This window comes from Haemophilus parahaemolyticus (assembly GCF_002015035.1).
Taxonomy (GTDB): Bacteria; Pseudomonadota; Gammaproteobacteria; order Enterobacterales; family Pasteurellaceae; genus Haemophilus_A; species Haemophilus_A parahaemolyticus.
Map to the genome: position 1 here is coordinate 1 of NZ_MUXY01000010.1, position 22,486 is coordinate 22,486.

Consider the following 22,486-nt stretch of genomic DNA (forward strand, 5'->3'; position numbering starts at 1 on the left):
ACGTGCTTCTTCCGCTTTCTTAGCATCAGTTACTTGCTGACGAGCTTGCTCATTTTGAGCAGTTGGTTGATTAGTGTTTGGTGTGTTTGAACTGCCACCACTACTGCTACAGCCTGTTAATACGGCTAAAAGTGCTGCTGCAAGGGTTACATTTTTTAATTTCATAAAGACCTCAATAAATAAAAGTAGGAGAAAAAAACCAAAACTATTATAATTCGGTCGAAATTATGTACAATAAACCAACAATTACAGCCAGTTACCGAATTAAGGTAACTATTTACCTTGAGAGAGCAGTGTATGAAAATCAATGAGAAAATCCGTCAGCTACGCGAACAACACCAGTTATCGCAAGAAAATATGGCGGATAAATTAGGGATGTCGGTAACGGGATATGGGAAAATTGAGCGAGGTGAAGTGCGTTCAAATCTATCTCGTTTAGAACAAATCTCTGAAGTATTTGATATGGATATTTGTGAGTTGCTCTCAGTGGGGGAAACTGAGAAAGTTTATTTTAATAATACTGTAACTGAATCAAGCAACTCAAATAATTTTTTGTTTGCAATTGGAAATGAAAATTTAGAAAAAACCATTCAACAATTACAATTAATATTAAGCCATAAAGATGAATTATTAGCGCAAAAAGATAAAATTATAAATGGATTAGAAAGAGAAATCGATTTACTCAAAAAATTACAAAAATAATATTCACAAGCGGTTAAATTTGTAAAAGAAATTGCAAATTTCACCGCTTGTTTTTTTATTTCATTAAATGTGCGATCAACATATAAGTCGCAATTACCAGCAAAATAATGCCGAGTAGTTTTTTTACTAAAGCGGGCGAGAGTTTACCGCGGATTTTCATTGAGAAGAAGCTGGTAATGAATGCACAGAACACCACAATCAGCACTACAGAAAAGTTGATATAGCCCACTTGCCAGCCGAAATGAAATGGCGGGGTTTTGGTAAGATAGCCATACAAACTGCCAAGTCCGCCAATCACCATCATATAGTTTGTGTATGGGGCGATTTGATGCGGTTTTACGCTTTTGAGCTGCCCGATAAGCGGTGCCATAATCGAGCCTCCGCCAATGCCTGTCATTCCTGCAATAAAGCCGCCGAAGGTGCAAAGCCTGATGCCTTTGGCGGTTTCATTTGCATTTTGACTGTCGTTTTCGACCGCTTGTTTGCTCATTAAGGTGCGAATTGCTAGAGCAGAAAGCGTAATGACAAAAACGCTGATAATCACGATGTCAGGCACGTAAAAACTCACTTCAAAACCGAGCTGTACGCCAATCATCATTCCTACCGACCAAATCAACATCGCTTTGTAGTTTATTTCTACTTTTTGGCGGTAAAAATAAACGAGGTTAATCATCGAAGAGCCCATTACGATGGTCAGCGAAGTAGCGGCGACCATTTGCAATGGAAATTCGGGAAAGAGGGTGTAAAGAATGGGTACCATCAATACACCACCGCCAATGCCGAAAATGGCAGACATAATGTTGGTGATAATGCCACAACCTATCAGAATTAAAATTAAGGTGATGCTCATCATCTGCTCCTTTTGCCTTTTGTAATTTGTCGCTGATTATAATGAGAACAAAAAAGGAAAATATGATCACGCTCATAAACCATCCAATAAAATGCATAAAAATGAAGTTTTGTTTCGAATTTGTGATCAGACTCACACAGCCAATATGACAAGCATCATAAACTAATCGAAAACATTGCAGTAATCTAACCACAATTTTAGATGTTTCCTAAAGGAGGAGCGTATGTGGCTAACGATTTCTAGTTTTATCATCGTCACTGCATTAGTTGCGTATATTTCGTGGCTTAAAACTAAAGGTGATGACCTTAAAAGCTCAAAAGGTTATTTCCTTGCAGGACGGGGCTTGGGCGGCTTGGTAATTGGTTGCTCAATGGTCTTAACCTCGCTTTCCACCGAACAGCTTATCGGTGTGAATGCGGTTTCTTATAAAGGTAACTTCTCGGTAATTGCGTGGACAGTGCCAACCGTGATTCCGCTCTGTTTCTTAGCTCTTTATATGTTGCCAAGATATTTACGTAACGGTTACACCACCGTGCCAGAATTTTTTGAAAGCCGTTTCGACCGCCAAACGCGTTTGATTATGTCCACGCTCTTCTTAATTTTCTATCTTTTAATCGTGATTCCAACAGCTCTTTATACAGGGGCAATTGCGTTTAACAAAATCTTCAACCTTGAAACAGCATTCGGCTTAAGCTATGGCACAGCAATTACTTATACCGTGATTGCCATCGGTGTGGTCGGGGCGATTTATGCAATCTTCGGTGGTTTAAAAGCGGTAGCGGTGTCAGACACCATCAATGCGGTAATTATGGTTATCGGGGCATTGCTCGTACCATTCTTTGCGTTGATGTATTTGGGCGATGGCAGTTTTTCTGCGGGCTTACACACCATTACCACCACGCACGTCGATAAATGGAATGCGATAGGTAGCGAAACGGATGCAACGCCGTGGCCAACCATCTTCACTGGGATTATGGTAGTTCACTTTTTCTATTGGACAACCAACCAAGCAATCGTACAACGTTGCTTAGGGGCGAAAGATTTAAAATCAGGTCAAAAAGGGATTTTGATTGCAGCATTATTCTTGCTCACCTTACCTGTGATCTTAAACTTACCTGGTTTACTTAGCTTCCACATTTTAGGCGAGGGCGTAAACCCAATTGATGCCTCTTACCCATTACTCGTGAACAAAGTATTACCAACGTGGTTACAAGGTTTCTTCATTGCGGCATTGTTCGGGGCGATTTTAAGTACCTTCAATTCATTCTTAAACTCAGCGGCAACTATTTACTGTAAAGACCTATTACCTTCTATCAGCAAAAAAGCCCGTTCAGAAGAAGAGTTAATTGCTTACGCGAAAAAAGTCTCTACCATTATGGCAATTGTAACAATGATTTTTGCACCGCTTTTAATGTTCGGTACAGATGGTATCTTCTTAATCACTAAACGTTTCGCAGGCTTCGTGAACATTCCAATCGTGGCATTATTTGCGGTCGGCTTATTCAACAAAACCGTCTCTGGCTTAGCTGCTCGTATCGCGTTGCTTGCACACGTTATTTTATACTTCTGCATCGTTTGGGTGTTCCAAGTTAAACTTAACTTCGTATATGTAATGGGTGGTTTATTCGTATTCGATGTAGTGTTAATGCTCGTGTTAGGTCTCTTCTTAAAACGCGAACCTTATGTGGAAAACACCGTAAACAAAGGCGACGTGGACTTAACCAACTGGAAATATATCAAAGTGACTTCCATCTCATTAATCCTTGGTTTATTCGCACTTTATGCCTTCTTATCGCCAATTGGCTTAGCATCAGAAGCAGGCAATCCAAGCATGGTGTTAGGTGTGTATGCGGTGTTACAAGTGATTGTATGGTTTGTGTTTAAACCGAAATCGGAATAATCGTAGGGTGTGTGGATTGTTTGCAATCCACGCACCATTTTTAACCGCTTGCGTGCGTGAATTTTTCAAATTCATACACTCTACAGAGTAATGGAGATATTATGAACATTCTTTACATTCTTTTAGACCAAATCCGTAAAGATATGCTTGGGGCTTATGGTCATCAAATAGTAAAAACACCCAACATTGACCGTCTTGCCAAAGACGGTATTCGCTTTAATAACGCTTTCACGCCCGCCTCGGTTTGTGGACCTGCACGCACTTCGCTTTTCACAGGCTTAATGCCTTCCACCCACGGCATTATTCGTAACGGTGAAAAAGGCGGTACGGGTGAGATTTCTCAATCAGCCCCGAACATCGGCAAACTAGAAGGCTACAATACCTATGTGGTCGGAAAATGGCACGTTGGCACCAAATCTGTGCCTGAAGATTACGGCATTCAAGGACATAATTTTGACGGCTACGGCTACCCTGGCAGCGGCGTGTATAAAAACCTTGTGTTCAACCAACCGCCAACCCACTCCAACCGCTATAAAGAGTGGCTGGAAGAAAAAGGCTATGAGATTCCAGAGGTGAGCAATGCCTATTTTGGCGACAACCCACACTTACGCGTACAAGAGCTTTGTGGCTTGCTTTCTGGCAGCAAAGAACAAACCATTCCGTATTTCATTATTGACGAAGCAAAAAAATATATCGGGCAATCTTTGGCGGAAGGCAAACCGTTTTTTGCGTGGATCAACTTCTGGGGCCCGCACACACCGTGCATTGTACCAGAGCCTTATTATTCAATGTATCGTAAAGAAGATGTAGTGCTAGATGAGAGCTTTTTTAAACCGCTTGAAGGCAAGCCAAACCACTACCGCACCATTTCCAAAATGTGGGGAATGTGGGAAGCGAGCGAAGATCATTGGAAAGAGGTCATCACCAAATTCTGGGGTTACATTACCTTGATTGATGATGCGATTGGCGATCTCTTTACTTTCCTTGAAGAAAAAGGCATTTACGACAGCAGCTTTATTGTTGCCACCGCTGACCACGGCGATGCGATGGGTGCTCATCGAATGATTGAAAAAGGCGAATTTATGTTTGATACTACCTACAACATTCCGATGATTATTAAAGACCCGAACTCCAATCGCAACAATCAGCAAGATGATAACCTTGTCTATTTGCACGACTTGACCTCAACGGTGTATGATTTAGCCGAGCAACCTATTCCAAATGCCTTTGAAGGCGAAAGCATTTTACCGATTGTGCGTGAAAATCAAGACAACCAACGCAAAGGTGTGTTAGCACAATTGGCAGGGCATTTTGTCTATTTCGAGCAACGAATGTGGCATCGCAAAGATTACAAACTGGTGTTCAACGCCTCTGATGTAGGCGAGCTTTACGATGTGAAAAACGACCCTGCAGAAATGCACAATCTCTTCTACAAGCCAGAATATCAAGCGGTTAAAAAAGAAATGCTAGCGGAAATGCACGCGGAAATGGTACGGTTAAAAGATCCATTGGAGAATTGGGTTTATCGTATCATCAATGAAATTTAACGCATGGAGTATTTATGGAAAAAGTCCCAATTAAACCTACCGAACTCAACCACTGCCAACTCACGGCATTAAGCCTACTTCCAAAAGGCACGACTGTTTACGAACAAGGTGAAACCGCACACGGTTTTTACTACGTTTCCTCAGGTTTAATCGGGCTTTTTCATACTCTTGAAAATGGCAAAGAGAGCCTTGTTCGCCTCTATTCCCACGGCGATTATTTTGGCTTTCGCACCCTGTTTGACGAACGAGATCCACACTATCACTGCAACGCCAAAGTGCTTATCGAAGCGGAGTTAATTCGTATCACGCCTGAAATCAGTTCTACTTTCTTCCAACATAACCCACAAATGAATTTGTATTTGCTACAAATTCTTGCCGATGAACTACGTGAAGCGGAGCAACGCTTAGCGAAAAGTGCCTATCTTCGCACCCTTGATCGCATTATCGACAGCCTCGATTTTTTTACCCAACACTTCCCGCATTACAACTGGACCTATCGTGAAATCGCTGAATATGCGGGCTGTGAAACTGAAACCGCCATTCGCATTGTGAAAGCCTTGGAGCAAAAAGGGGCGTTTAAACGCCACAAAGCCAAATAGGAGGGAGAATGACCACACATTTCCACCTGATGGCAAAGCCCAGTAGCTTTCACTGCAACATTCAATGTACATACTGCTTCTACTTGGAAAAAGAGGCACAATTCGGGCAGAAAGCCCCGTTTATGTCGAGAGAGACACTGAAAAATTATGTGCAAAATTACATCAATTCGCACTCAGGCAATCTGGTTGAATTTGCGTGGCAAGGGGGTGAACCGACGCTTTTAGGCTTGGATTTCTATAAGCAAGCGGTCGAATTTCAGCAACAATTTGCCAATGGCAAGCAGATCACCAACGCTTTTCAAACCAACGGCATCGCCTTAAATCAGCAATGGGCGGAATTTTTTAAAGAGCATAATTTTCTGATTGGATTATCCATCGATGGCTTAAGTGCTGTGCATAACCACTACCGTATTTCAGGCAACGGCAACCCAACCTTTGAAAAAGTGGTGAAAGCCTTAGAATTACTGAAAAAAAACGAAGTGGAATTTAACACACTGACGGTGGTGAACGATCAAAATTGGCAGAAAGGGCTGGAAACTTACCAAGCTCTTAAACAGCTTGGCTCACGTTATATGCAATTTATCCCGATTGTAGAACGCCACCCGAACACCGCAGAAGTCACCAGTTTCTCCGTACCACCGCAAGGCTTGGGACAATTTCTGTTTGATGTATTTCAAGAATGGTATTCACACGATGTCGGCAAAATTTATGTCTCCACCTTTGATAATCTGCTCGGACAATGGCTAGGCTATCCATCCACCACCTGCGTACATCAACCAACTTGCGGGCAATCTTTGGTTACAGAAGCGAATGGCGATATTTATGCCTGTGATCACTTCGTTTACCCTGAATATAAAATTGGCAATCTCAACCAACAATCATTGGCAGAGATTGCCACTTCCACCAAACAGCAACAATTTGGCTTAGATAAAAGCCAAAAACTGACCACACTTTGCAAGCGGTGCGAATTTAAAAAACTTTGCAACGGCGGCTGCCCGAAACATCGGTTCGTACCCGTGGAAAACGAACCCAATTTACACAATTACCTCTGCCCTTCGTATCGCTATTTTTTTGAGAAAACGATGCCGTATATGCAGGAAATGGCGAGAAGCATACGTTAAAAAAAGAATATGATAATCTCACCTTTGTAGAGGCTAATATGATTAGTCCCGACAAGAAATAATAAAAAGGATCTAAAAATGAACTTAGCTAATTCTCTTTACCTTATTCAACAAAACGAAATCCCAGTGCTTGAACTCGATCATCCCGTCGGAAAAGCCAGAATCGCTCTCCAAGGTGCACAATTGTTAAGTTGGCAACCTCGCCATGCAAAACACGATATTCTTTGGCTTAGCCCTATTGAGCCATTCAAACGAGGTGTCGCTATTCGTGGGGGCATACCAATTTGCTATCCTTGGTTTGGCACCGTAAAGCAGCCAGCCCACGGCACAGCCCGCTTACAACTTTGGACACTTAGCGATTACGATATTCAGGATAAACAAGTCATATTAAATTTCTCACTATTTGATGAGCATCAGATAATCCAAGCTCACATTCAAATGATATTCAGTGAAAAACTCCGACTTGAATTTACCCATTATGGGCAAAATCCTGCTCAAATTGCATTACATAGCTATTTCAATTTAAGTCAAATTGAGAATGTAGAAGTGCAAAATTTGCCGATGACTGCGTTCGATAAACTCACTGATCAACAAGTTAAATTGCCTACTACTCGTCAAATTCAACAAGGTGTAGATTGTATTTATCCTTATATTGGTAAAAACTCAATAATTTCCGACCGCTTGTGGGAGCGAAATATTGAGATCGACCACCAAAATGCCGACAGCATCGTACTTTGGAATCCGTGGGACACTCCACCAAGTGCAATGCAACCGAACGATTACCAACATATGGTCTGTGTCGAAACCGCCCGCCTAAATCAGTTACTGAGTTTTAAACAACAATTGGTAGTGGAGATTTTAGTGAAAAAATAGCTAAATTAAAAAACCGCTTGTAGATTTTCCTACAAGCGGTTTCTGTTATGGATACTAACGCTTAAACATTCCTCCGAGTGCACCTAGACCACCTAAGCCACCGCCCATCATCCCTTTCATACCACGCATCATTTTTGCCATTCCGCCTTTGCGCATTTTTTTCATCATACGTTGCATTTCATCGAATTGCTTGAGAAGTTTATTCACGTCTTGCACCTGTGTGCCTGAACCTAATGCAATACGACGACGGCGTGAACCTTTGATTATGTCTGGGTTTGCACGCTCTTTGAGCGTCATTGAATTGATGATCGCCTCCATTTTGATGAACATTTTGTCATCTACTTGATTTTTTACATGATCAGGTAAGTTTTTCGCCCCTGGTAATTTTTCAAGCATCGACATCATGCCGCCCATTTTTTTCATTTCGACAAGCTGATCGCGGAAATCATCAAGAGTAAATTCATCACCTTTTTTGAATTTTTGAGCAATTTTCTCGGCTTTTTCTTGGTCTACACTGCGTTGTAAATCTTCGATAAGCGAAAGCACATCACCCATACCAAGAATACGAGAAGCCACGCGGTCTGGATGGAATGGCTCTAACGCATCTGTTTTCTCACCCACACCAAGGAATTTGATTGGCTTGCCTGTGATTTGACGGATAGACAATGCCGCACCACCACGAGCATCACCATCCACTTTAGTTAAAATGACACCTGTTAATGGCAAGGCTTGGTTGAACGCTTTAGCGGTGTTTGCAGCATCTTGACCCGTCATTGCATCCACGGTGAAGAGCGTTTCAATCGGGTTGAGTGTGACGTGAAGCTGTTTGATTTCGTCCATCATTTCGCCATCAACGTGTAAGCGACCTGCGGTATCGACAATTAACACATCAAAGAAATTCAGTTTTGCGTATTTTAATGCCGCTTCTGCAATTTCAACAGGCTTTTGCGTGGTTTCAGTTGGGAAGAAATCTACTTTTAACGCTTCCGCCAAGGTTTGAAGCTGTTTGATCGCCGCAGGGCGGTAAACGTCGGCAGAAACCACGAGCACTTTTTTCTTCTCACGCTCTTTAAGGAATTTTGCTAATTTGCCTACCGAGGTGGTTTTACCCGCACCTTGCAAACCTGCCATTAAGATGACCGCTGGCGGTTGAGTGGCAAGATTCAGCCCTTCATTTGCTTCGCCCATTGCTTGCTCAAGCTCAGCACGCACGATTTTAAGGAACTCTTGCCCTGGCGTGAGGCTTTTGTTTACTTCCTCACCGATTGCACGCTCCTTTACTTTATTGATGAATTCACGTACAACAGGCAAAGCAACATCGGCTTCAAGCAATGCCATACGCACTTCGCGGAGGGTATCTTTGATGTTATCTTCGGTTAAACGCCCTTTGCCAGTGATGTTTTTGAGCGTTTTGGAAAGTCTATCAGACAGGTTTTCAAACATTTTTGTTCTCTTTTGTTTTTTTGTTTGCAAATTAATCCCCTTCTTTAGAAAAGAGGAGTTAGGGGAGATTTGATTACGATGTTAATTTCTCGTATGAGCTTCGTTTTATCTTCTGCCAAAATCTCCCCCTGCCCCTCTTTGCTAAAGAGGGGAGTCAATTCTTTGCAAAATATGAATTAAACGAAAAAATAGATTGGTGCATTATACAAAAAATCCCCTCACTTGGGGAATTTCACGTTAAATATAAATGGTAGGATACTAGAAAAGCAAAAACCCTGATGATTTCTCATCAGGGCTTCTTAATATGGCTCCTCCTGCGGGACTCGAACCTGCGACATATGGATTAACAGTCCACCGTTCTACCGACTGAACTAAGGAGGAAAAGATGGTGCCTCGAGGCGGAATCGAACCACCGACACGGGGATTTTCAATCCCCTGCTCTACCGACTGAGCTATCGAGGCATCTCGTCGTTTACGGGGTGCATTATGCAGTTTTTTTCAGACCCCGTCAAACGTTTTTTTACAAAAAATTAAAAATTTCGTTTATTCGATCTTTTTTTGTGCTAATTGTATTTTTTAACATCAAATTATCGAACTGAACGATATTTTTCACGGGCTTTAGATACTTTCTTCAAGTAATTTCTCGCCTGTGCTGATGGGTGAGCCGTGGTTAAAATACGATAAACAGCATCTGGCGAAAGCTCGTTAATACGATCAATCGCCTCATATTTATCATAATCGAACACTTTTAATACCGCACCCGCACCACTGTTATAAGCAGAAATCATCGCATAACGCATTGAAGTTGGGTTAGTAATCCCATCTAAATATTCTTCGTGCAGAATGGTGAGATACATCGTCCCCGAATCAATATTTTGCTCTGGATTATATAAATAAGCACGATCTGGCTGACCATTTAAGCCTTTACGAGCAAAAATATCACGTCCAGCTGTTTTAGGCACAATTTGCATCAAACCAATCGCATTCGCATAACTTACCGCATATGGATTGAATGCTGACTCCACTTCCATAATACCCAAAATCAGACTAGGTTCAATACCGTAGTGTTTTGCCATTTTCCGCACCAGCGGTAAATATTTGCGAGCACGAATTTCAATATGTCCTTCCACCATCTTAATTTGCACTACTACAACATTACGTCCATTTTTCAAACGTCTTGTCGTCGCATTTTGTACAAGATAATTAGCAAAATCATTAGCAATCACTGCATTGGTCACAAAACGCCCATATTGGTCTTTTACCTGACCTGCAAGGAATGGATTAGCATTAATCGGTGTATCGCCAGAAGCGAATAAGTCAATTCCTTTCGGATCTCCGCCCATCAATAGTGTATGCACGATCGCATTTTTCAAGCGTGCTTGATCTGCCAACGTTTCAATCGTAATCACCCCGTCTTCAAACGAAATATGACTACGGGTGTAATATTGGTCAGTATATTTCACGTAATCTTTTTTTGTTGCGATCAACAACTCTTGGCTTCCCCAAATATCATCAATATTATGCGAGAACTGCCCCGTTAAAATATCCAAGCCATTGGTATCTTTAAAATCATAGTTATGATATTTACTTCCGTGGCGTTTAGTGTGTTTTGTCGGGCTGCTGCCACACGAAATCAAAAACGGAATCAATGCCAACAGCGGCAAATATTTCGTATGTTTTTTCATCGCAACTGCCTTACTCAACTGGTTTATAACCGTCGATCACCACTTCTTTACCTTCAAACAAGAAGTTTACCATCTCGGTTTCAAGCAATTTGCGGTGCTCAGGGTTCATCATACTCAATTTTTTTTCATTCACTAACATTGTCTGTTTTTTGATCCACTCGCTCCACGCTTGCTTGCTGATTGAATCAAAAATACGTTTACCTAACTCGCCAGGATAAAGTTGAAAATCTAATCCTTCTGCTTCTTGTTTTAAATATTCACAAAATACGGTGCGTGCCATAATCAATCCTTATTCTCTTGAGATAACTCATCTAAAATCCGCTTCACAGGCATTGCTAAGCCTATTTCATTCGGTTGGGTCAGATCATACCAATAATTCGCTTTTGAAGATACAAAATAGCGGGAATTTCCCTCATTTTCTGCAATGCCAAGCGGTCGATTTTCTTCTTTCCTTTGCTCATCCAACTCTACCAAAACAGGGGTGATATCTAAATGAAAATGGCTGAACGTGTGTCGAAATGCGTGCAAATATCGACTAATTTGCAAATTTTTATCAGAAATAAACCGCTTGAAACTTGCCTCATCCTCAAACTGTGGAAAAACATACAACCCGCCCCATAAACCTTTCGCTTCCCGTTGCTCCAACAAAATGTGAGTGCCTTGCTTTAATACCAGAAAATAGGCTTGTCGTTCGGGCAAAATTTTCTTTGGTTTTTTAGCGGGAAATTTATCCCACGCCTCTAACTGATTCGCTTGGCAATCCTCTGCTAACGGACAAAGTGAACATTTCGGCTTAGTTCGCGTGCAAATCATCGCCCCTAAATCCATCATTGCCTGATTAAAATCTGCCACTTGCTCGGTTGGCGTCATTTGTGCAGTCAAATCCCACAGCTGATTTTCCACCGCCTTTTCACCGCTCCAGCCTTCAACTGCGAAATAACGCGATAACACCCGTTTCACATTGCCATCCAAAATCGGATAAGGTGCATTTAATACCGAGGAAAGCACTGCACCAGCCGTGCTTCTGCCCACGCCAGACAACGCCAATACATCTTCAAATTGGGTAGGAAATTCACCCCCAAATTGATCGCGAATCGTTTGTGCTGCCTTATGTAAATTTCGTGCCCGAGCGTAATAGCCCAAGCCTGTCCAAAGATGCAATACCTCATCAATATGGGCATTCGCCAAGTCCACTACCGTCGGGAACCGTTCGACAAACCGCTCAAAATAAGGAATGACGGTTGCCACCTGCGTTTGTTGCAACATCACTTCCGACAGCCAAACCTTATAAAGTGTCTTATTTTGCTGCCACGGCAGATGTTTACGTCCATACACCGCAAACCACGCCAACGCCTTGCGGGCAAAAGGAGCGTTAAGGTTCGATTGAGCAGTAAAAGCGGAATTTGAGGAATTATTCATGAAAATAGGAACTTGAAAAATAGAAAGGGAAAGATGATACTGCAAGCGGTTAAATTTCTCAAAAGGTTTACGAATGACAACACCTATTTTAGGCTTCCATCACGTTGCCATCATTGCCAGCGATTACGAAAAATCTAAGTATTTTTACACCACTATTTTAGGTGCGAAAATTATTGAAGAAACCTACCGAACTGAACGCCAAAGCTACAAGCTCGATTTGAAATTTGCCGATGGGTCGCAGATTGAACTATTCAGCTTCCCCAATCCGCCCGCTCGCTCTACCACGCCTGAAGCCTGTGGTTTACGCCATTTAGCCTTTCGAGTGAAAAGTGTTGAGCAAGCGGTCAAATTTTTGGCAAATTTTGCAATTGAATGTGAGCCGATTCGCGTGGACGAACTCACGGGCAAACGCTTTACCTTTTTCCGCGATCCTGATGGACTGCCGTTGGAGTTTTATGAGATAGAAGAAATTAACTAAGTTGCAAGTTTTCCGCAAAACGCTATGAAAATCTCACCGCTTGCTATTGAAAAGCGGTCAATCCTCCCCAATCTAGTGGGGAGTTTTTTACCAAAAATAAAGGATCAACAATGACAACGATTGTATGTATTCGTAAAGATGGCAAAGTGGCGATCGGTGGTGATGGTCAGGCAACATTAGGCAACTGTGTAGAAAAAGGCACTGTGCGTAAAGTCCGCCGTTTATACAAAGATAAAGTCGTCACAGGCTTTGCAGGTTCAACAGCCGATGCATTTATTTTGCGTGATTTGTTTGAGAAAAAATTAGAACTGCACCAAGGGCATTTAGTGAAATCTGCCGTTGAATTGGCAAAAGAGTGGCGCACTGAACGTTCTCTTCGCAAATTAGAAGCGATGATGATTGTGGCAAATGAAAGTGAATTTTTGCTCGTGTCAGGCTCTGGTGATGTGATTGAACCAGAATTTGATGTATTAGCTATCGGTTCTGGTGGTAACTATGCCAAATCGGCAGCATTAGCCTTATTAAGAACAGAAAATAATCTGACTGCGAAAGAAATTGTGGCAGAAGCACTGAAAATTGCGGGCGATATTGATATTTACTCAAATCACAATCACGTTATCGAAGAAGTGTAAAAAAGTCCCCCTCTTTAGAAAAGAGGGGTTAGGGGAGATTTGAAACGATCTTCCCTTTACAAAAATTAGCGAAAAAATCACCGCTTGTAACAAATCTTCCCCAGCCCCTCATAAGTAAATAGGGGCGTTTTTCAAGGAATAAATTATGTCAATGACCCCTCGTGAAATCGTCTCAGAATTAGACGCACATATTATCGGACAAACAGAAGCTAAACGTGCGGTGGCAATCGCATTACGTAACCGCTGGCGCCGTATGCAGTTACCAGAAGAGCTACGCCAAGAAGTAACACCAAAAAACATTTTAATGATCGGACCAACTGGCGTGGGGAAAACTGAAATTGCTCGCCGTTTAGCAAAATTAGCCAATGCGCCATTTATCAAAGTCGAAGCCACAAAATTTACCGAAGTGGGTTACGTGGGTAAAGAAGTGGAGTCGATTATTAAAGACTTAACTGATGTTGCAGTCAAATTAGTGAAATCGCAAGCGGTCGAGAAAAACCGTATGCGTGCACAAGATGCAGCAGAAGATCGCATTTTAGATGTATTGTTACCACCAGCAAAAGATCAGTGGGGTAACGTGCAAGAATCTGATAACACGTCAACTCGCCAAATTTTCCGTAAAAAATTACGTGAAGGTCAGCTTGATGACAAAGAGATCGAAATTGATGTAGCAGCACAAGTGAGTGTGGAAATTATGACGCCACCAGGTATGGAAGATATGACTTCTCAGCTGCAATCTCTATTTGAAGGGATGTCGCCAAACAAAACGAAAAAACGCAAAATGAAAATTAAAGATGCGTTAAAAGTGATGTTAGATGAAGAAGCAGCAAAATTAGTCAATCCTGAAGAGTTGAAACAACAAGCGATTGAAGCAGTTGAACAACACGGCATCGTATTTATTGATGAGATCGATAAAATCTGTAAAAAAGGTGAGCATTCTGGTGGCGATGTCTCTCGTGAAGGGGTTCAACGTGATTTACTGCCAATTATCGAAGGCTCAACGGTAAACACTAAGCATGGCATGGTGAAAACCGACCATATTCTCTTTATCTGTTCAGGTGCATTCCAAGTGGCTCGCCCATCAGATTTATTGCCAGAATTGCAAGGTCGTTTACCAATTCGTGTAGAACTCAAATCGCTTACCAAAGATGATTTTGAACGTATCTTAACTGAGCCAAATGCTTCGCTGACTCTCCAATATCGTGAGTTAATGAAAACCGAAGGGGTAGAAGTAGAATTTACCCAAGATGGTATTAGCAAAATTGCCGAATCCGCTTTCCGCGTGAATGAAAAAACCGAAAACATCGGCGCTCGCCGTTTACACACGGTATTAGAACGCTTAATGGACGGTATTTCTTTCGACGCTAGTGAACGTGCAGGCGAGAAAATTGTTATCAATGAGAAATACGTTTCTGAAGCGTTGAATGACGTGGTGGAAAATGAGGATTTGAGTAGATTTATTCTGTAGTTGTTTAAAAGGGTCTTAATTTAAATTAAGCCCTTTTTATAGGATTTTTATATGGACAACTTAATAAAAGAAATCTTATTAATTATTTTAGCTCCTGCTGCAGCAATTATAACTTCATGGCTTAACTCTCGCTCTACGTTAAAGTCTATAAAAATAAATAATGACTTTCAAATCAGTCGTGATGAAAGACTATTCCAAAAAGAATTAGAGAAGATCAAACTAGAACAAACAAGACTAGATTTACTTCATGTATATAAAAATTTATGCTTGCTACAAAGAGAGTTTTCTCTTACTAGTATAAACATTGATTGGGAGGATAATCTTCATGAACAAGAATATAATAAGAAATATTTTAAATTATGTAATAGTTTTGATAATTCTAGAGCAATCATGGCTATATCATATCCAGAGTTATTATCCGAATTTGATGATATTTACGGGAAAATGAATATATATTGGGGTAACTTTAATAACTTACTAAGGCAGAATAGGTTAGACAAAAGCATTGAATCACAATATTCTTGGCATCAAAAAACCTTTGAAGCATCACAAGAAATAGTAAGAAAAATACAAGAAGTAAAACACTTATTATCCCAAATAAAATAAAAACATGATCTGCACCCCAAAACCTGGACACCTAATTTGAGGTGCAGGTTATGTCCTACTCTTATCAATTTCGTTTGAAAATTATCACACTCGTCACCGAACAGGATTATGGTATCCGTGAGGTGGCTAAACTTCATCAAATTTCCCACGCTCTCGTCATTTATTAGCTAAAAGCATTTCGCGAAAGAGGGCTTGATGGCGTAAAATCGCCTTATACACTCCTTCAACCCCCGAAAATAGTGAAACAAAAAATGAAAAAGAAAGATATTGAAATCGCAGAAACCACAGATTTTTCACCTGAAGCGTTTAAAAAGAACAGAAAACGAGATGGTTATCTTTTAAAGCAAATGCCCAATTTTAGCAACGTTTTATTTCTAGCTTGCAATAATTTTTTCACTTTCTCACGAAAATTATCACAATTCTCCATATCACTTGGTAAACCTAAAGCCTCCACAATATTGCCATATCGCCAATTATTCTCATGAAAAACCTCTGCAAATCCTCGATATTCCAATAAAAGTTGCAACATTAATTTTTCGATATAAGGGGAAACTGATGGGGGGTTAAGTTTGAATTTAGACATAATCATCACTCCAATAAAAATGCTCAAACCTAATAGGCTTGAGCATAGTTTAAAAAGGATAGAGACGGATTGTGTCGTTAGGCGAAATTATTTTAAGATCGTTTTTTAATCAACCACTCAACCAAGCCTGCTCTAATGACAAGTTTAGCCATTTTATGGCAATTTATTAGCTTAATTCCTTCATTTTGATAAGCATTAACTTGCTCTTCATTAATATTTTCTAAACCTGAATGATAAATATAATACATTTCCGAATATTCAGAATTGTATTTATTTTTAAATTTTGAAATATATTCATGTAACTGTTTAATGTCTGTATTTGATTTAATTTGTACAAAAATTCTTTTATTCGTCGAAGGCAAATATAAATCAAGATCAATTTCTTTCTGTGTTTTACCTAAAACAGAATATCGTTGCCACCCTAATCTAGAAAAAACAAGATCGACTAAAAGTTCAAAATCTCCCCACCATAAACCTTTAATCAATTTTTCAACAGAGGATTCTAATATTCTAAAACGTTTATCTGCATTTTTGACCTCCTTAACAACCTCCCCATTTATTCTACGGATCAAATAATCTTTAAATTTAACATCGCAAATCGTTCCTCTAAATGCCCTAACTTGAGTTATACGGCCATCAAGGTTATCGATTGTTAATTCATTACCCTTTCTGTCTAGACAAGACCATTTTCCCCCATTACTCTTCACTTTGCGCCATCTAGTTTGATCCTTATCTAAATGCACAGTGCTATCACAGAACGCCCAGTAAAGCTTTCTACCATAAAATGTAATCCAAAGTGTATTCTCATCCAACGTATAAAAATCTCTGATTTGATTAACATGTCTCGTAGCTGCACCACTATCTTTTGTCCAATTTTCAAGACAATATTCTCGACATTTATCCCATCTATCATTAAGGCATTCTTCATGCATATTGGTTTCTGGCTTAAATTCATAACCTAAACGAATCACATTTTCTTTCGTTATGCTTTTTTCTTCCCAACACCCGCTTGCTCCCAGCTTAATAAAACGAATATTAGTAGGTTCAATTTTTTCAAACATAGTTTTCCTTATTTTTAGTTAAAATTTACCGAATTATACATAATTGAGCAAAAAAAACGATTTAAACATATTTTTACTCAACAATGAAATGGCTACAAACCACCGACAAATCATCATAAAAGACTTGCTTCTCAACTAATTTACGACACACCGTCAATCTAGATTTATCATTATCATATTGTTTCCAAATCTTTTCTCTCATTTCTTCTGAAAGACCATCTGTTAATCCATCAGAACAAAGTAATAAACTTTCTCCTTGTTGAATTTCAATTTCTTGATAAAAAATTTTATCTTGGAATTCGGAATAATCGGCGACTAAACAAGAAGAAACACCGCCATAAATCGTGGCAAAATCTTCTTCTTTTTGATCGGGAAAATCAGCCAATAATTCAGAAAGAATTGAATGATCTTGTGTGATTTGTTGCCAGTTTCCTTGGGCATCAATTAAATAAGCTCGACTATCGCCTACGCTCAGAATTTTCACTTTACGGGTGATTTGATCAATTTCAGCAGCCACAAAAGTGGTCGCCGAACCGAAATAATCCTCAGCTAACTCTGCGGATAAACTGGATTGTAAATCGTAGATCGTTTGGCGACTTAGGCTTTCCATTTGGCTTAACAATTGCATCGCCAATTTACTCGCTTTTTCAGGTCGATTGCTATTGGAAATACCATCTGCCACGCCCACAATAAAGTGCGGTCGGTTTTCAAGGCGTTTTTCAGCCGTTTTGAGTTTATATTGAAACACCGCCTCGCCATTAAAAAGGGCATCTTGGTTGTGTCGCTTGTTGCTGCCAATTTGTTGGCAGAAGGTAATTTCGCAAAAATTTTCCATTATTCAACCGCTTGTTGAGAAGGATTTAGAAGGCAATCAATTGCTTTTAGGGCATCTAACGCCTTCATTTCGAGACTTAAAAAGTGCATTTTCGGCACGCCTGCATCTTGTGGATTAATACGGATAAACCCGCCCTTTTTTGCTTTCTCCGTACGTTCAGAAAAGCGACGCACAGTAGGAATGGCTTTCCCTGCACCCAGTTCGATAACGACGAGATTTTGCACTTCTTTTAACCACGATTCTAACCGCACTTTTTTAAAATCCTGATATTGACTTGCATAACTCCAATCATTAAACATTAGTACATTTTGACGAGCAAAGCCCCCACAATAAGGACAATATGGTTTTTCACTGGTTAAACATAAGTTTTCATTATCCACGACAGGTTGAAAACTTGATGCAGACCAACTTAATCCTAGACAATTATTGACACACTGAAGACGCTCCAAAGTACCGTGTACTTCATAAACATGGCTATCATCAAAACCAGCCTTTTGAAAATGCCCATCTACATTACTGGTAAAAACGAAATATCCGTGAGATTTAGCTCCCGCCCAACGTTTTAAAATCTGATACCCTTCGTGAGGAATAGTATTTCGGTATTGAACTAATCGATGCCCATAAAACCAATAGGCTAGTTCCTGATTATGCTTATAAGCTAGTGGTGTCGCGATCTCTTCAAAAGATATATTATGTTCTTTAAACATAGGATAAGCATTCCAAAATCCGCCAACGCTGCGAAAATCGGGCAGCCCAGAATCCACGCTCATACCCGCACCAGCTGTAATTAAAATGCCATCCGCTTTGCGAATAAGCTCCACTGCATAATTCAAATCATTTTTCATAATACTTTTCTCTGCCCATTTTTCATTGGTGAAATAATACCCGCTTGTTCCAACTGTTCTAAAATTTGTCCAGCTCGATTAAAACCCAACATAAATCTGCGTTGAATCATCGAGCAAGATGCAACTTTTTGTTGTTGCACAAATTTTTTTACATCCTCAAAAAGTGGATCGCGCGTATCAGTTACTTTCATTAACATAATTTTTCTCCTCTGTCGTTTTTATAAATCTCTAGAAAAAGGCTTAAGAGTGCTATAAGAAGTAAAACATCTCTTTTATGGAAAAAATTATATGAAGGGAAGCGACAATTCATGTCGTTAGTGAATATTACAAGCGGTTATTTTTAGGAGATTTTTTGCAAATAAGATTATCTGTATTGCAATATGTATATTTATCTGTTTATATATACATATAACTTATTAAGGAAAAGAATATGAATAACCAAAATCCGATTGAAATTTACCAAGCTCAAGATGGCACAACGCAAGTGGAAGTGAGATTTGAAAATGATACCGTTTGGCTTTCCCAGGCTCAGATGGCAATGTTATTTGATAAAGATATTCGCACCATTAATGAGCACATTACCAATATATTTGATGACGAAGAACTTGAGAAAGAATCAACTATCCGGAAATTCCGGATAGTTCGCCAAGAAGGTAAACGCCAAGTCAATCGTGAAATTGAGCATTATGATTTAGATATGATTATCTCTGTTGGTTATAGAGTAAAATCTAAACAAGGCATTAGTTTCCGCCGTTGGGCAACTGCACGTTTAAAAGAATATCTGACTCAAGGCTATACCATTAACCAAAAGCGTTTGCAGCAAAATGCTCACGAATTAGAACAAGCACTTGCACTTATTCAAAAAACGGCAAATTCATCGGAATTAACGCTAGAAAGCGGTCGCGGATTAGTGGATATTGTCAGCCGTTATACGCATACGTTTTTATGGCTACAACAATATGATGAAGGTTTACTTGCTGAACCTGAAACACAGCAAGGCGGTACATTACCGACTTATATTGAGGTTTGTTCTGCACTAGCAGAGTTAAAATCACAGCTGATGGCAAAAGGTGAAGCAAGTGATCTCTTTGGACGTGAACGAGATAACGGCTTATCTGCGATTTTAGGCAATTTAGATCAAAGTGTATTTGGTGAACCCGCTTATCCAAGCATTGAAGCAAAAGCGGCACATTTACTTTATTTTGTCGTCAAGAACCATCCTTTTTCAGATGGTAATAAACGTAGTGGCGCATTTTTATTTGTAGATTTCTTACATAGAAATGGACGTTTATTTGATCATAATGGGCATCCAGTTATCAATGATACCGGGCTTGCAGCACTCACTTTATTAGTCGCAGAATCTGATCCGAAACAAAAAGAAACGCTTATTAGGCTTATTATGCATATGCTTAAGCAAGAGAAGCTATGATAAATAGCGACTGAAGTCGCTATTTATCTATCAACGTTAAACTTAATAAAAAAATTATTTACATAATTCTTTTACTGACTCTACTAATGCTTCCATTTTGTCGTAAGAATTAATGCCACTTGGGCCACCAAAAAATGGGCAAACACAAATTAAAGTATCATTGTACTTACGATAGAAGATATTAAATTCTTTCAACGCTTTAGTTTCATATACGGCTTCTCCAGTAAAAAACTTAAAGAAGTTATCTTTTTCAGTGACTCCCGTACAAATAATAACTTTAGGATTACATTCATCTATAAGTTGACGATAAAAAGCACCACGATTTTCAACACACCACTCTCTATATTCATTGAATGTTTCAAATCCAGTCATCTTAATGAATTGTTCATTCCATTGAATTGATGATCTATTTTTGAAATTGATTGGCAGCATATTTAATTTAAAACCAATACCCTGTGGATAAAGCACATTATAAGTACTCACAAAATACTCATAGCTTTCACCACTTTTCCAATCTAAATTGTAGTAGTACCACAAAAACCAACATATTTTTTGATTATATTGCGTAGTCCAACTCCCATCAAAATCGTCCTCTAACCAAGAGTGCGGTATTAATTTAGGGCTTAAACTAAATTTCTTATAAAAATCATCAGGAGAAGCTTCATCACCAATCCCCCATTCTAACCCACAAAACCAAACATCTGAGTTAGGATTTCCTCCATCTCCTCCAGCGAAGGATACTGCCACTTTTTTAAAATCTTCTGTTACCATCATTTTACCCTTATTGTTGAAGTAGATTTGTCCAAATTTCCATTGTTTCTTCTTGAATTACGCCTTTTTCTTGACCTAATTTTATTGCCAGTTGCTGTAAACTTTTAGCCAACTCAGGATGACCGCAATAATTTAAACTACGAATGATGCGGGAAATCTTCTTACTTTCATGCCCAATATTGCGTAGCCAAACTTTACGTTCAGTTAATTCAGGTTTAGGGTAAATTTTATTACATTCACGGTATAAATAGAAATAATCCAGAATAATATCAATAGAATGTAAATATTTATTTTGAATTGCTTCATCTCCAATAAAAATAACCAGGTCTTCTTCGTTAAAAACCGGTACTGAACGATTCCATTTTGAACTTTCTGTTACAGGTAAAAGCCAAGGAATATAAAAATAAGCATCGCCAATCATTCTTTTGGGCATTGCCCACATATCTTGCAAAGATAAATTATGTTGGCTTTTTCTTTGTTCTAAATAAAATTCAATTACTGGATGCATACATTTCTCGTTAATTCATCAGTCATACAGTATAGCGATATGAAACTTGCTATTTATGTGAAAAGTGCGGTTGTTTTTCTATGATTTTTTAATTTTCTCCAATAACTCGGCGACCACTTTCGGTACTAATTCCAGCTCCAGTTAATACCACGCAAATTGGTTTCTTTTCCAAAGTCATTTTTCAGGCTCCTTTTTGTCCTAAAATTTCATCAACCTGTCTATCTCTCGCCATCATGCCAAAAATATTCCCTGCTTTATAAAGCGGTTGATAAGTATAGCTTTCAATATGCAGAAATGGCTTATCGGAAAGATGTTGGAAATATTGTTTTAGCTGTGATTTTGAACGTAATAACACGTCATATTCGGCTCGAATATGAGTACACATTGCTTCAATACGCATTTTAAATTCATCACTGAGATAAGAGCTGATAATTAAATAGACCGTTTTGTGTTCGGTTGTTTTCTCGTCGGCATAAACACATGCCAAATTAAACACTTGCCATTTATAGCGATCTGCAAAAGTACCAATGACTCGGCTTTGCTCCTCATTTTCAACTTGCACAAGGGCGGCAGGCTTTTTCAAACAATCTTGCAAAATATCACTTGGTGTAAAAGACCCACAGCCTAAGTAAGATAAGACGCAATTCCAATTAGCAAACTGTTCTGTACCAAAATGAACATGTTCGCCTTGAAATTTACCAGCACCATTTTTAGTGCGATCATCAATTAAATAATCACCTTGGTTGAGATTTTTATGATGGGATAAAATCAATCGTTTGTATAAGGCTGAACCTTTTTCTTCACCGAAATAATGTTGAATCCATTTTACTTTATCACTCCAAGCGGAAGGATTATGCCAAGGAGCAGTAGAGAGCACATAAATATGGTATTTCTTCATCAATTTATGGACAGCCGAAATCGCATTCGGCATGGGTTCCATTAAGCTAAAAATGCCCTCAACTTTATCATATCGCCCCTCATACTCTTGCTTGGTTTTCTCATCTAATTTTGCAATACCAGACGGAAAATCAACCATCACATTATCCATATCAATGTACACAATCTGTTTCATTTGAATGTCCTCTCTGTTGATGGCTTAATGATAAAAGATGAAGCGACAATTCATGTCGT

The 22,486-nt window shown here is 39.5% G+C and carries 24 protein-coding genes, 2 tRNA genes and 1 pseudogene; 12 read left to right on the forward strand and 15 right to left on the reverse strand.

What is annotated here, in order from left to right; translation table 11 throughout:
- Window positions 1-297: 297 nt before the first annotated feature.
- Window positions 298-702: a helix-turn-helix domain-containing protein gene (locus B0185_RS06900; RefSeq protein ID WP_005706498.1), complete on the forward strand. Its 405-nt coding sequence runs from the start codon at window positions 298-300 to the stop codon at window positions 700-702.
- 55 nt (window positions 703-757) lie between these two features.
- Here B0185_RS06900 and B0185_RS06905 read toward each other — a convergent pair whose 3' ends face one another.
- On the reverse strand, window positions 758-1,552 hold the full coding sequence (locus B0185_RS06905; RefSeq protein ID WP_005706495.1) for a sulfite exporter TauE/SafE family protein: 795 nt from the start codon (window positions 1,550-1,552) through the stop codon (window positions 758-760).
- Between the two features lie 223 nt (window positions 1,553-1,775).
- Between B0185_RS06905 and B0185_RS06910 the strand changes: the two genes are divergently transcribed.
- The 5 genes from B0185_RS06910 (at window position 1,776) to B0185_RS06930 (ending at window position 7,592) form a co-directional block, all read left to right on the forward strand.
- A complete protein-coding gene (locus tag B0185_RS06910) occupies window positions 1,776-3,452 on the forward strand; it encodes a solute:sodium symporter family transporter (protein ID WP_005706490.1) in 1,677 nt (558 codons plus the stop codon).
- 101 nt (window positions 3,453-3,553) lie between these two features.
- Window positions 3,554-4,999, forward strand: a complete 1,446-nt coding sequence (locus tag B0185_RS06915) for a sulfatase family protein (protein WP_005706481.1) — start codon at window positions 3,554-3,556, stop codon at window positions 4,997-4,999.
- A gap of 14 nt (window positions 5,000-5,013) precedes the next feature.
- Complete coding sequence (locus B0185_RS06920; protein WP_005706492.1) at window positions 5,014-5,598, forward strand: Crp/Fnr family transcriptional regulator; 585 nt, start codon at window positions 5,014-5,016, stop codon at window positions 5,596-5,598.
- 8 nt (window positions 5,599-5,606) lie between these two features.
- Entirely contained in the window at window positions 5,607-6,719 is a 1,113-nt protein-coding gene (locus tag B0185_RS06925; protein WP_039863230.1) for an anaerobic sulfatase maturase, read from the forward strand.
- Between the two features lie 78 nt (window positions 6,720-6,797).
- Window positions 6,798-7,592 (forward strand): D-hexose-6-phosphate mutarotase, encoded by a 795-nt coding sequence (locus B0185_RS06930; protein ID WP_005706478.1) that lies wholly within the window; start codon window positions 6,798-6,800, stop codon window positions 7,590-7,592.
- A gap of 54 nt (window positions 7,593-7,646) precedes the next feature.
- On the opposite strand, the gene ffh is transcribed toward B0185_RS06930, so the two are convergent.
- The 6 genes from ffh to mutY all read right to left on the reverse strand — a co-directional run bounded on the left by ffh (window position 7,647) and on the right by mutY (window position 12,139).
- Entirely contained in the window at window positions 7,647-9,035 is a 1,389-nt protein-coding gene (ffh, locus tag B0185_RS06935) for a signal recognition particle protein (RefSeq protein ID WP_005706493.1), read from the reverse strand.
- A 305-nt stretch (window positions 9,036-9,340) separates the two neighbouring features.
- Window positions 9,341-9,416, reverse strand: a tRNA-Asn gene (locus B0185_RS06940).
- Between the two features lie 5 nt (window positions 9,417-9,421).
- Window positions 9,422-9,497: transfer RNA gene (locus tag B0185_RS06945), tRNA-Phe, on the reverse strand.
- Between the two features lie 125 nt (window positions 9,498-9,622).
- Window positions 9,623-10,720, reverse strand: coding sequence for a membrane-bound lytic murein transglycosylase MltC (gene mltC / locus B0185_RS06950; RefSeq protein ID WP_005706486.1), 1,098 nt, complete (start codon window positions 10,718-10,720; stop codon window positions 9,623-9,625).
- A gap of 10 nt (window positions 10,721-10,730) precedes the next feature.
- Window positions 10,731-11,000: an oxidative damage protection protein gene (locus B0185_RS06955; RefSeq protein ID WP_005706474.1), complete on the reverse strand. Its 270-nt coding sequence runs from the start codon at window positions 10,998-11,000 to the stop codon at window positions 10,731-10,733.
- Between the two features lie 2 nt (window positions 11,001-11,002).
- A complete protein-coding gene (gene mutY, locus B0185_RS06960; protein WP_005706501.1) occupies window positions 11,003-12,139 on the reverse strand; it encodes an A/G-specific adenine glycosylase in 1,137 nt (378 codons plus the stop codon).
- A 73-nt stretch (window positions 12,140-12,212) separates the two neighbouring features.
- Here mutY and gloA2 point away from each other — a divergent pair, with 73 nt between their 5' ends.
- The 5 genes and pseudogenes from gloA2 to B0185_RS06985 form a co-directional block, all read left to right on the forward strand.
- On the forward strand, window positions 12,213-12,617 hold the full coding sequence (gloA2, locus tag B0185_RS06965) for an SMU1112c/YaeR family gloxylase I-like metalloprotein (protein ID WP_005706479.1): 405 nt from the start codon (window positions 12,213-12,215) through the stop codon (window positions 12,615-12,617).
- Window positions 12,618-12,727: 110 nt separating this feature from the next.
- Window positions 12,728-13,249: an ATP-dependent protease subunit HslV gene (hslV, locus tag B0185_RS06970; protein ID WP_005706499.1), complete on the forward strand. Its 522-nt coding sequence runs from the start codon at window positions 12,728-12,730 to the stop codon at window positions 13,247-13,249.
- A 142-nt stretch (window positions 13,250-13,391) separates the two neighbouring features.
- Window positions 13,392-14,717, forward strand: a complete 1,326-nt coding sequence (gene hslU, locus B0185_RS06975; protein WP_172461638.1) for an ATP-dependent protease ATPase subunit HslU — start codon at window positions 13,392-13,394, stop codon at window positions 14,715-14,717.
- 51 nt (window positions 14,718-14,768) lie between these two features.
- Window positions 14,769-15,323 carry a hypothetical protein gene (locus B0185_RS06980; protein ID WP_005706482.1) on the forward strand — a complete coding sequence of 185 codons (555 nt, stop codon included), beginning with the start codon at window positions 14,769-14,771 and terminating at the stop codon, window positions 15,321-15,323.
- Between the two features lie 50 nt (window positions 15,324-15,373).
- Window positions 15,374-15,637: pseudogene (locus B0185_RS06985) on the forward strand (transposase); the annotation flags it as partial.
- 17 nt (window positions 15,638-15,654) lie between these two features.
- Here B0185_RS06985 and B0185_RS06990 read toward each other — a convergent pair.
- The 5 genes from B0185_RS06990 to B0185_RS07010 all read right to left on the reverse strand — a co-directional run bounded on the left by B0185_RS06990 (window position 15,655) and on the right by B0185_RS07010 (window position 18,844).
- Window positions 15,655-15,906, reverse strand: a complete 252-nt coding sequence (locus B0185_RS06990; RefSeq protein WP_005706487.1) for a hypothetical protein — start codon at window positions 15,904-15,906, stop codon at window positions 15,655-15,657.
- A gap of 92 nt (window positions 15,907-15,998) precedes the next feature.
- Complete coding sequence (locus B0185_RS06995) at window positions 15,999-16,967, reverse strand: restriction endonuclease (RefSeq protein ID WP_005706480.1); 969 nt, start codon at window positions 16,965-16,967, stop codon at window positions 15,999-16,001.
- Window positions 16,968-17,040: 73 nt separating this feature from the next.
- Window positions 17,041-17,802 carry a PP2C family protein-serine/threonine phosphatase gene (locus B0185_RS07000; protein ID WP_005706491.1) on the reverse strand — a complete coding sequence of 254 codons (762 nt, stop codon included), beginning with the start codon at window positions 17,800-17,802 and terminating at the stop codon, window positions 17,041-17,043.
- Window positions 17,802-18,647 carry an SIR2 family NAD-dependent protein deacylase gene (locus B0185_RS07005; protein WP_005706488.1) on the reverse strand — a complete coding sequence of 282 codons (846 nt, stop codon included), beginning with the start codon at window positions 18,645-18,647 and terminating at the stop codon, window positions 17,802-17,804. The genes B0185_RS07000 and B0185_RS07005 overlap by 1 nt, the downstream gene beginning before the upstream one ends.
- Entirely contained in the window at window positions 18,644-18,844 is a 201-nt protein-coding gene (locus B0185_RS07010) for a DNA translocase FtsK (protein ID WP_005706475.1), read from the reverse strand. Before B0185_RS07010 ends, B0185_RS07005 begins: the two co-directional genes overlap by 4 nt.
- A gap of 233 nt (window positions 18,845-19,077) precedes the next feature.
- On the opposite strand from B0185_RS07010, the gene B0185_RS07015 reads away from it, so the two are divergent.
- A complete protein-coding gene (locus tag B0185_RS07015) occupies window positions 19,078-20,076 on the forward strand; it encodes a virulence RhuM family protein/type II toxin-antitoxin system death-on-curing family toxin (protein WP_005706497.1) in 999 nt (332 codons plus the stop codon).
- Between the two features lie 54 nt (window positions 20,077-20,130).
- On the opposite strand, the gene B0185_RS07020 is transcribed toward B0185_RS07015, so the two are convergent.
- The 3 genes from B0185_RS07020 to B0185_RS07030 form a co-directional block, all read right to left on the reverse strand.
- The gene (locus tag B0185_RS07020; RefSeq protein ID WP_005706508.1) at window positions 20,131-20,847 is read right to left on the reverse strand and encodes a hypothetical protein; all 717 of its coding nucleotides are present in this window, start codon (window positions 20,845-20,847) and stop codon (window positions 20,131-20,133) included.
- Between the two features lie 10 nt (window positions 20,848-20,857).
- The gene (locus tag B0185_RS07025; RefSeq protein ID WP_005706477.1) at window positions 20,858-21,355 is read right to left on the reverse strand and encodes an opioid growth factor receptor-related protein; all 498 of its coding nucleotides are present in this window, start codon (window positions 21,353-21,355) and stop codon (window positions 20,858-20,860) included.
- Between the two features lie 181 nt (window positions 21,356-21,536).
- Window positions 21,537-22,427, reverse strand: a complete 891-nt coding sequence (locus B0185_RS07030) for a 5' nucleotidase, NT5C type (protein WP_005706506.1) — start codon at window positions 22,425-22,427, stop codon at window positions 21,537-21,539.
- Between the last annotated feature and the right edge of the window lie 59 nt (window positions 22,428-22,486).

Coding starts and splice junctions, on each gene's coding strand:
- B0185_RS06900 (WP_005706498.1), top strand. CDS start 298: ATGAAAATCAATGAGAAAATCCGTCAGCTACGCGAACAACACCAGTTA.
- B0185_RS06905 (WP_005706495.1), bottom strand. CDS start 1,552: ATGAGCATCACCTTAATTTTAATTCTGATAGGTTGTGGCATTATCACC.
- B0185_RS06910 (WP_005706490.1), top strand. CDS start 1,776: ATGTGGCTAACGATTTCTAGTTTTATCATCGTCACTGCATTAGTTGCG.
- B0185_RS06915 (WP_005706481.1), top strand. CDS start 3,554: ATGAACATTCTTTACATTCTTTTAGACCAAATCCGTAAAGATATGCTT.
- B0185_RS06920 (WP_005706492.1), top strand. CDS start 5,014: ATGGAAAAAGTCCCAATTAAACCTACCGAACTCAACCACTGCCAACTC.
- B0185_RS06925 (WP_039863230.1), top strand. CDS start 5,607: ATGACCACACATTTCCACCTGATGGCAAAGCCCAGTAGCTTTCACTGC.
- B0185_RS06930 (WP_005706478.1), top strand. CDS start 6,798: ATGAACTTAGCTAATTCTCTTTACCTTATTCAACAAAACGAAATCCCA.
- ffh (WP_005706493.1), bottom strand. CDS start 9,035: ATGTTTGAAAACCTGTCTGATAGACTTTCCAAAACGCTCAAAAACATC.
- mltC (WP_005706486.1), bottom strand. CDS start 10,720: ATGAAAAAACATACGAAATATTTGCCGCTGTTGGCATTGATTCCGTTT.
- B0185_RS06955 (WP_005706474.1), bottom strand. CDS start 11,000: ATGGCACGCACCGTATTTTGTGAATATTTAAAACAAGAAGCAGAAGGA.
- mutY (WP_005706501.1), bottom strand. CDS start 12,139: ATGAATAATTCCTCAAATTCCGCTTTTACTGCTCAATCGAACCTTAAC.
- gloA2 (WP_005706479.1), top strand. CDS start 12,213: ATGACAACACCTATTTTAGGCTTCCATCACGTTGCCATCATTGCCAGC.
- hslV (WP_005706499.1), top strand. CDS start 12,728: ATGACAACGATTGTATGTATTCGTAAAGATGGCAAAGTGGCGATCGGT.
- B0185_RS06980 (WP_005706482.1), top strand. CDS start 14,769: ATGGACAACTTAATAAAAGAAATCTTATTAATTATTTTAGCTCCTGCT.
- B0185_RS06990 (WP_005706487.1), bottom strand. CDS start 15,906: ATGTCTAAATTCAAACTTAACCCCCCATCAGTTTCCCCTTATATCGAA.
- B0185_RS06995 (WP_005706480.1), bottom strand. CDS start 16,967: ATGTTTGAAAAAATTGAACCTACTAATATTCGTTTTATTAAGCTGGGA.
- B0185_RS07000 (WP_005706491.1), bottom strand. CDS start 17,802: ATGGAAAATTTTTGCGAAATTACCTTCTGCCAACAAATTGGCAGCAAC.
- B0185_RS07005 (WP_005706488.1), bottom strand. CDS start 18,647: ATGAAAAATGATTTGAATTATGCAGTGGAGCTTATTCGCAAAGCGGAT.
- B0185_RS07010 (WP_005706475.1), bottom strand. CDS start 18,844: ATGTTAATGAAAGTAACTGATACGCGCGATCCACTTTTTGAGGATGTA.
- B0185_RS07015 (WP_005706497.1), top strand. CDS start 19,078: ATGAATAACCAAAATCCGATTGAAATTTACCAAGCTCAAGATGGCACA.
- B0185_RS07020 (WP_005706508.1), bottom strand. CDS start 20,847: ATGGTAACAGAAGATTTTAAAAAAGTGGCAGTATCCTTCGCTGGAGGA.
- B0185_RS07025 (WP_005706477.1), bottom strand. CDS start 21,355: ATGCATCCAGTAATTGAATTTTATTTAGAACAAAGAAAAAGCCAACAT.
- B0185_RS07030 (WP_005706506.1), bottom strand. CDS start 22,427: ATGAAACAGATTGTGTACATTGATATGGATAATGTGATGGTTGATTTT.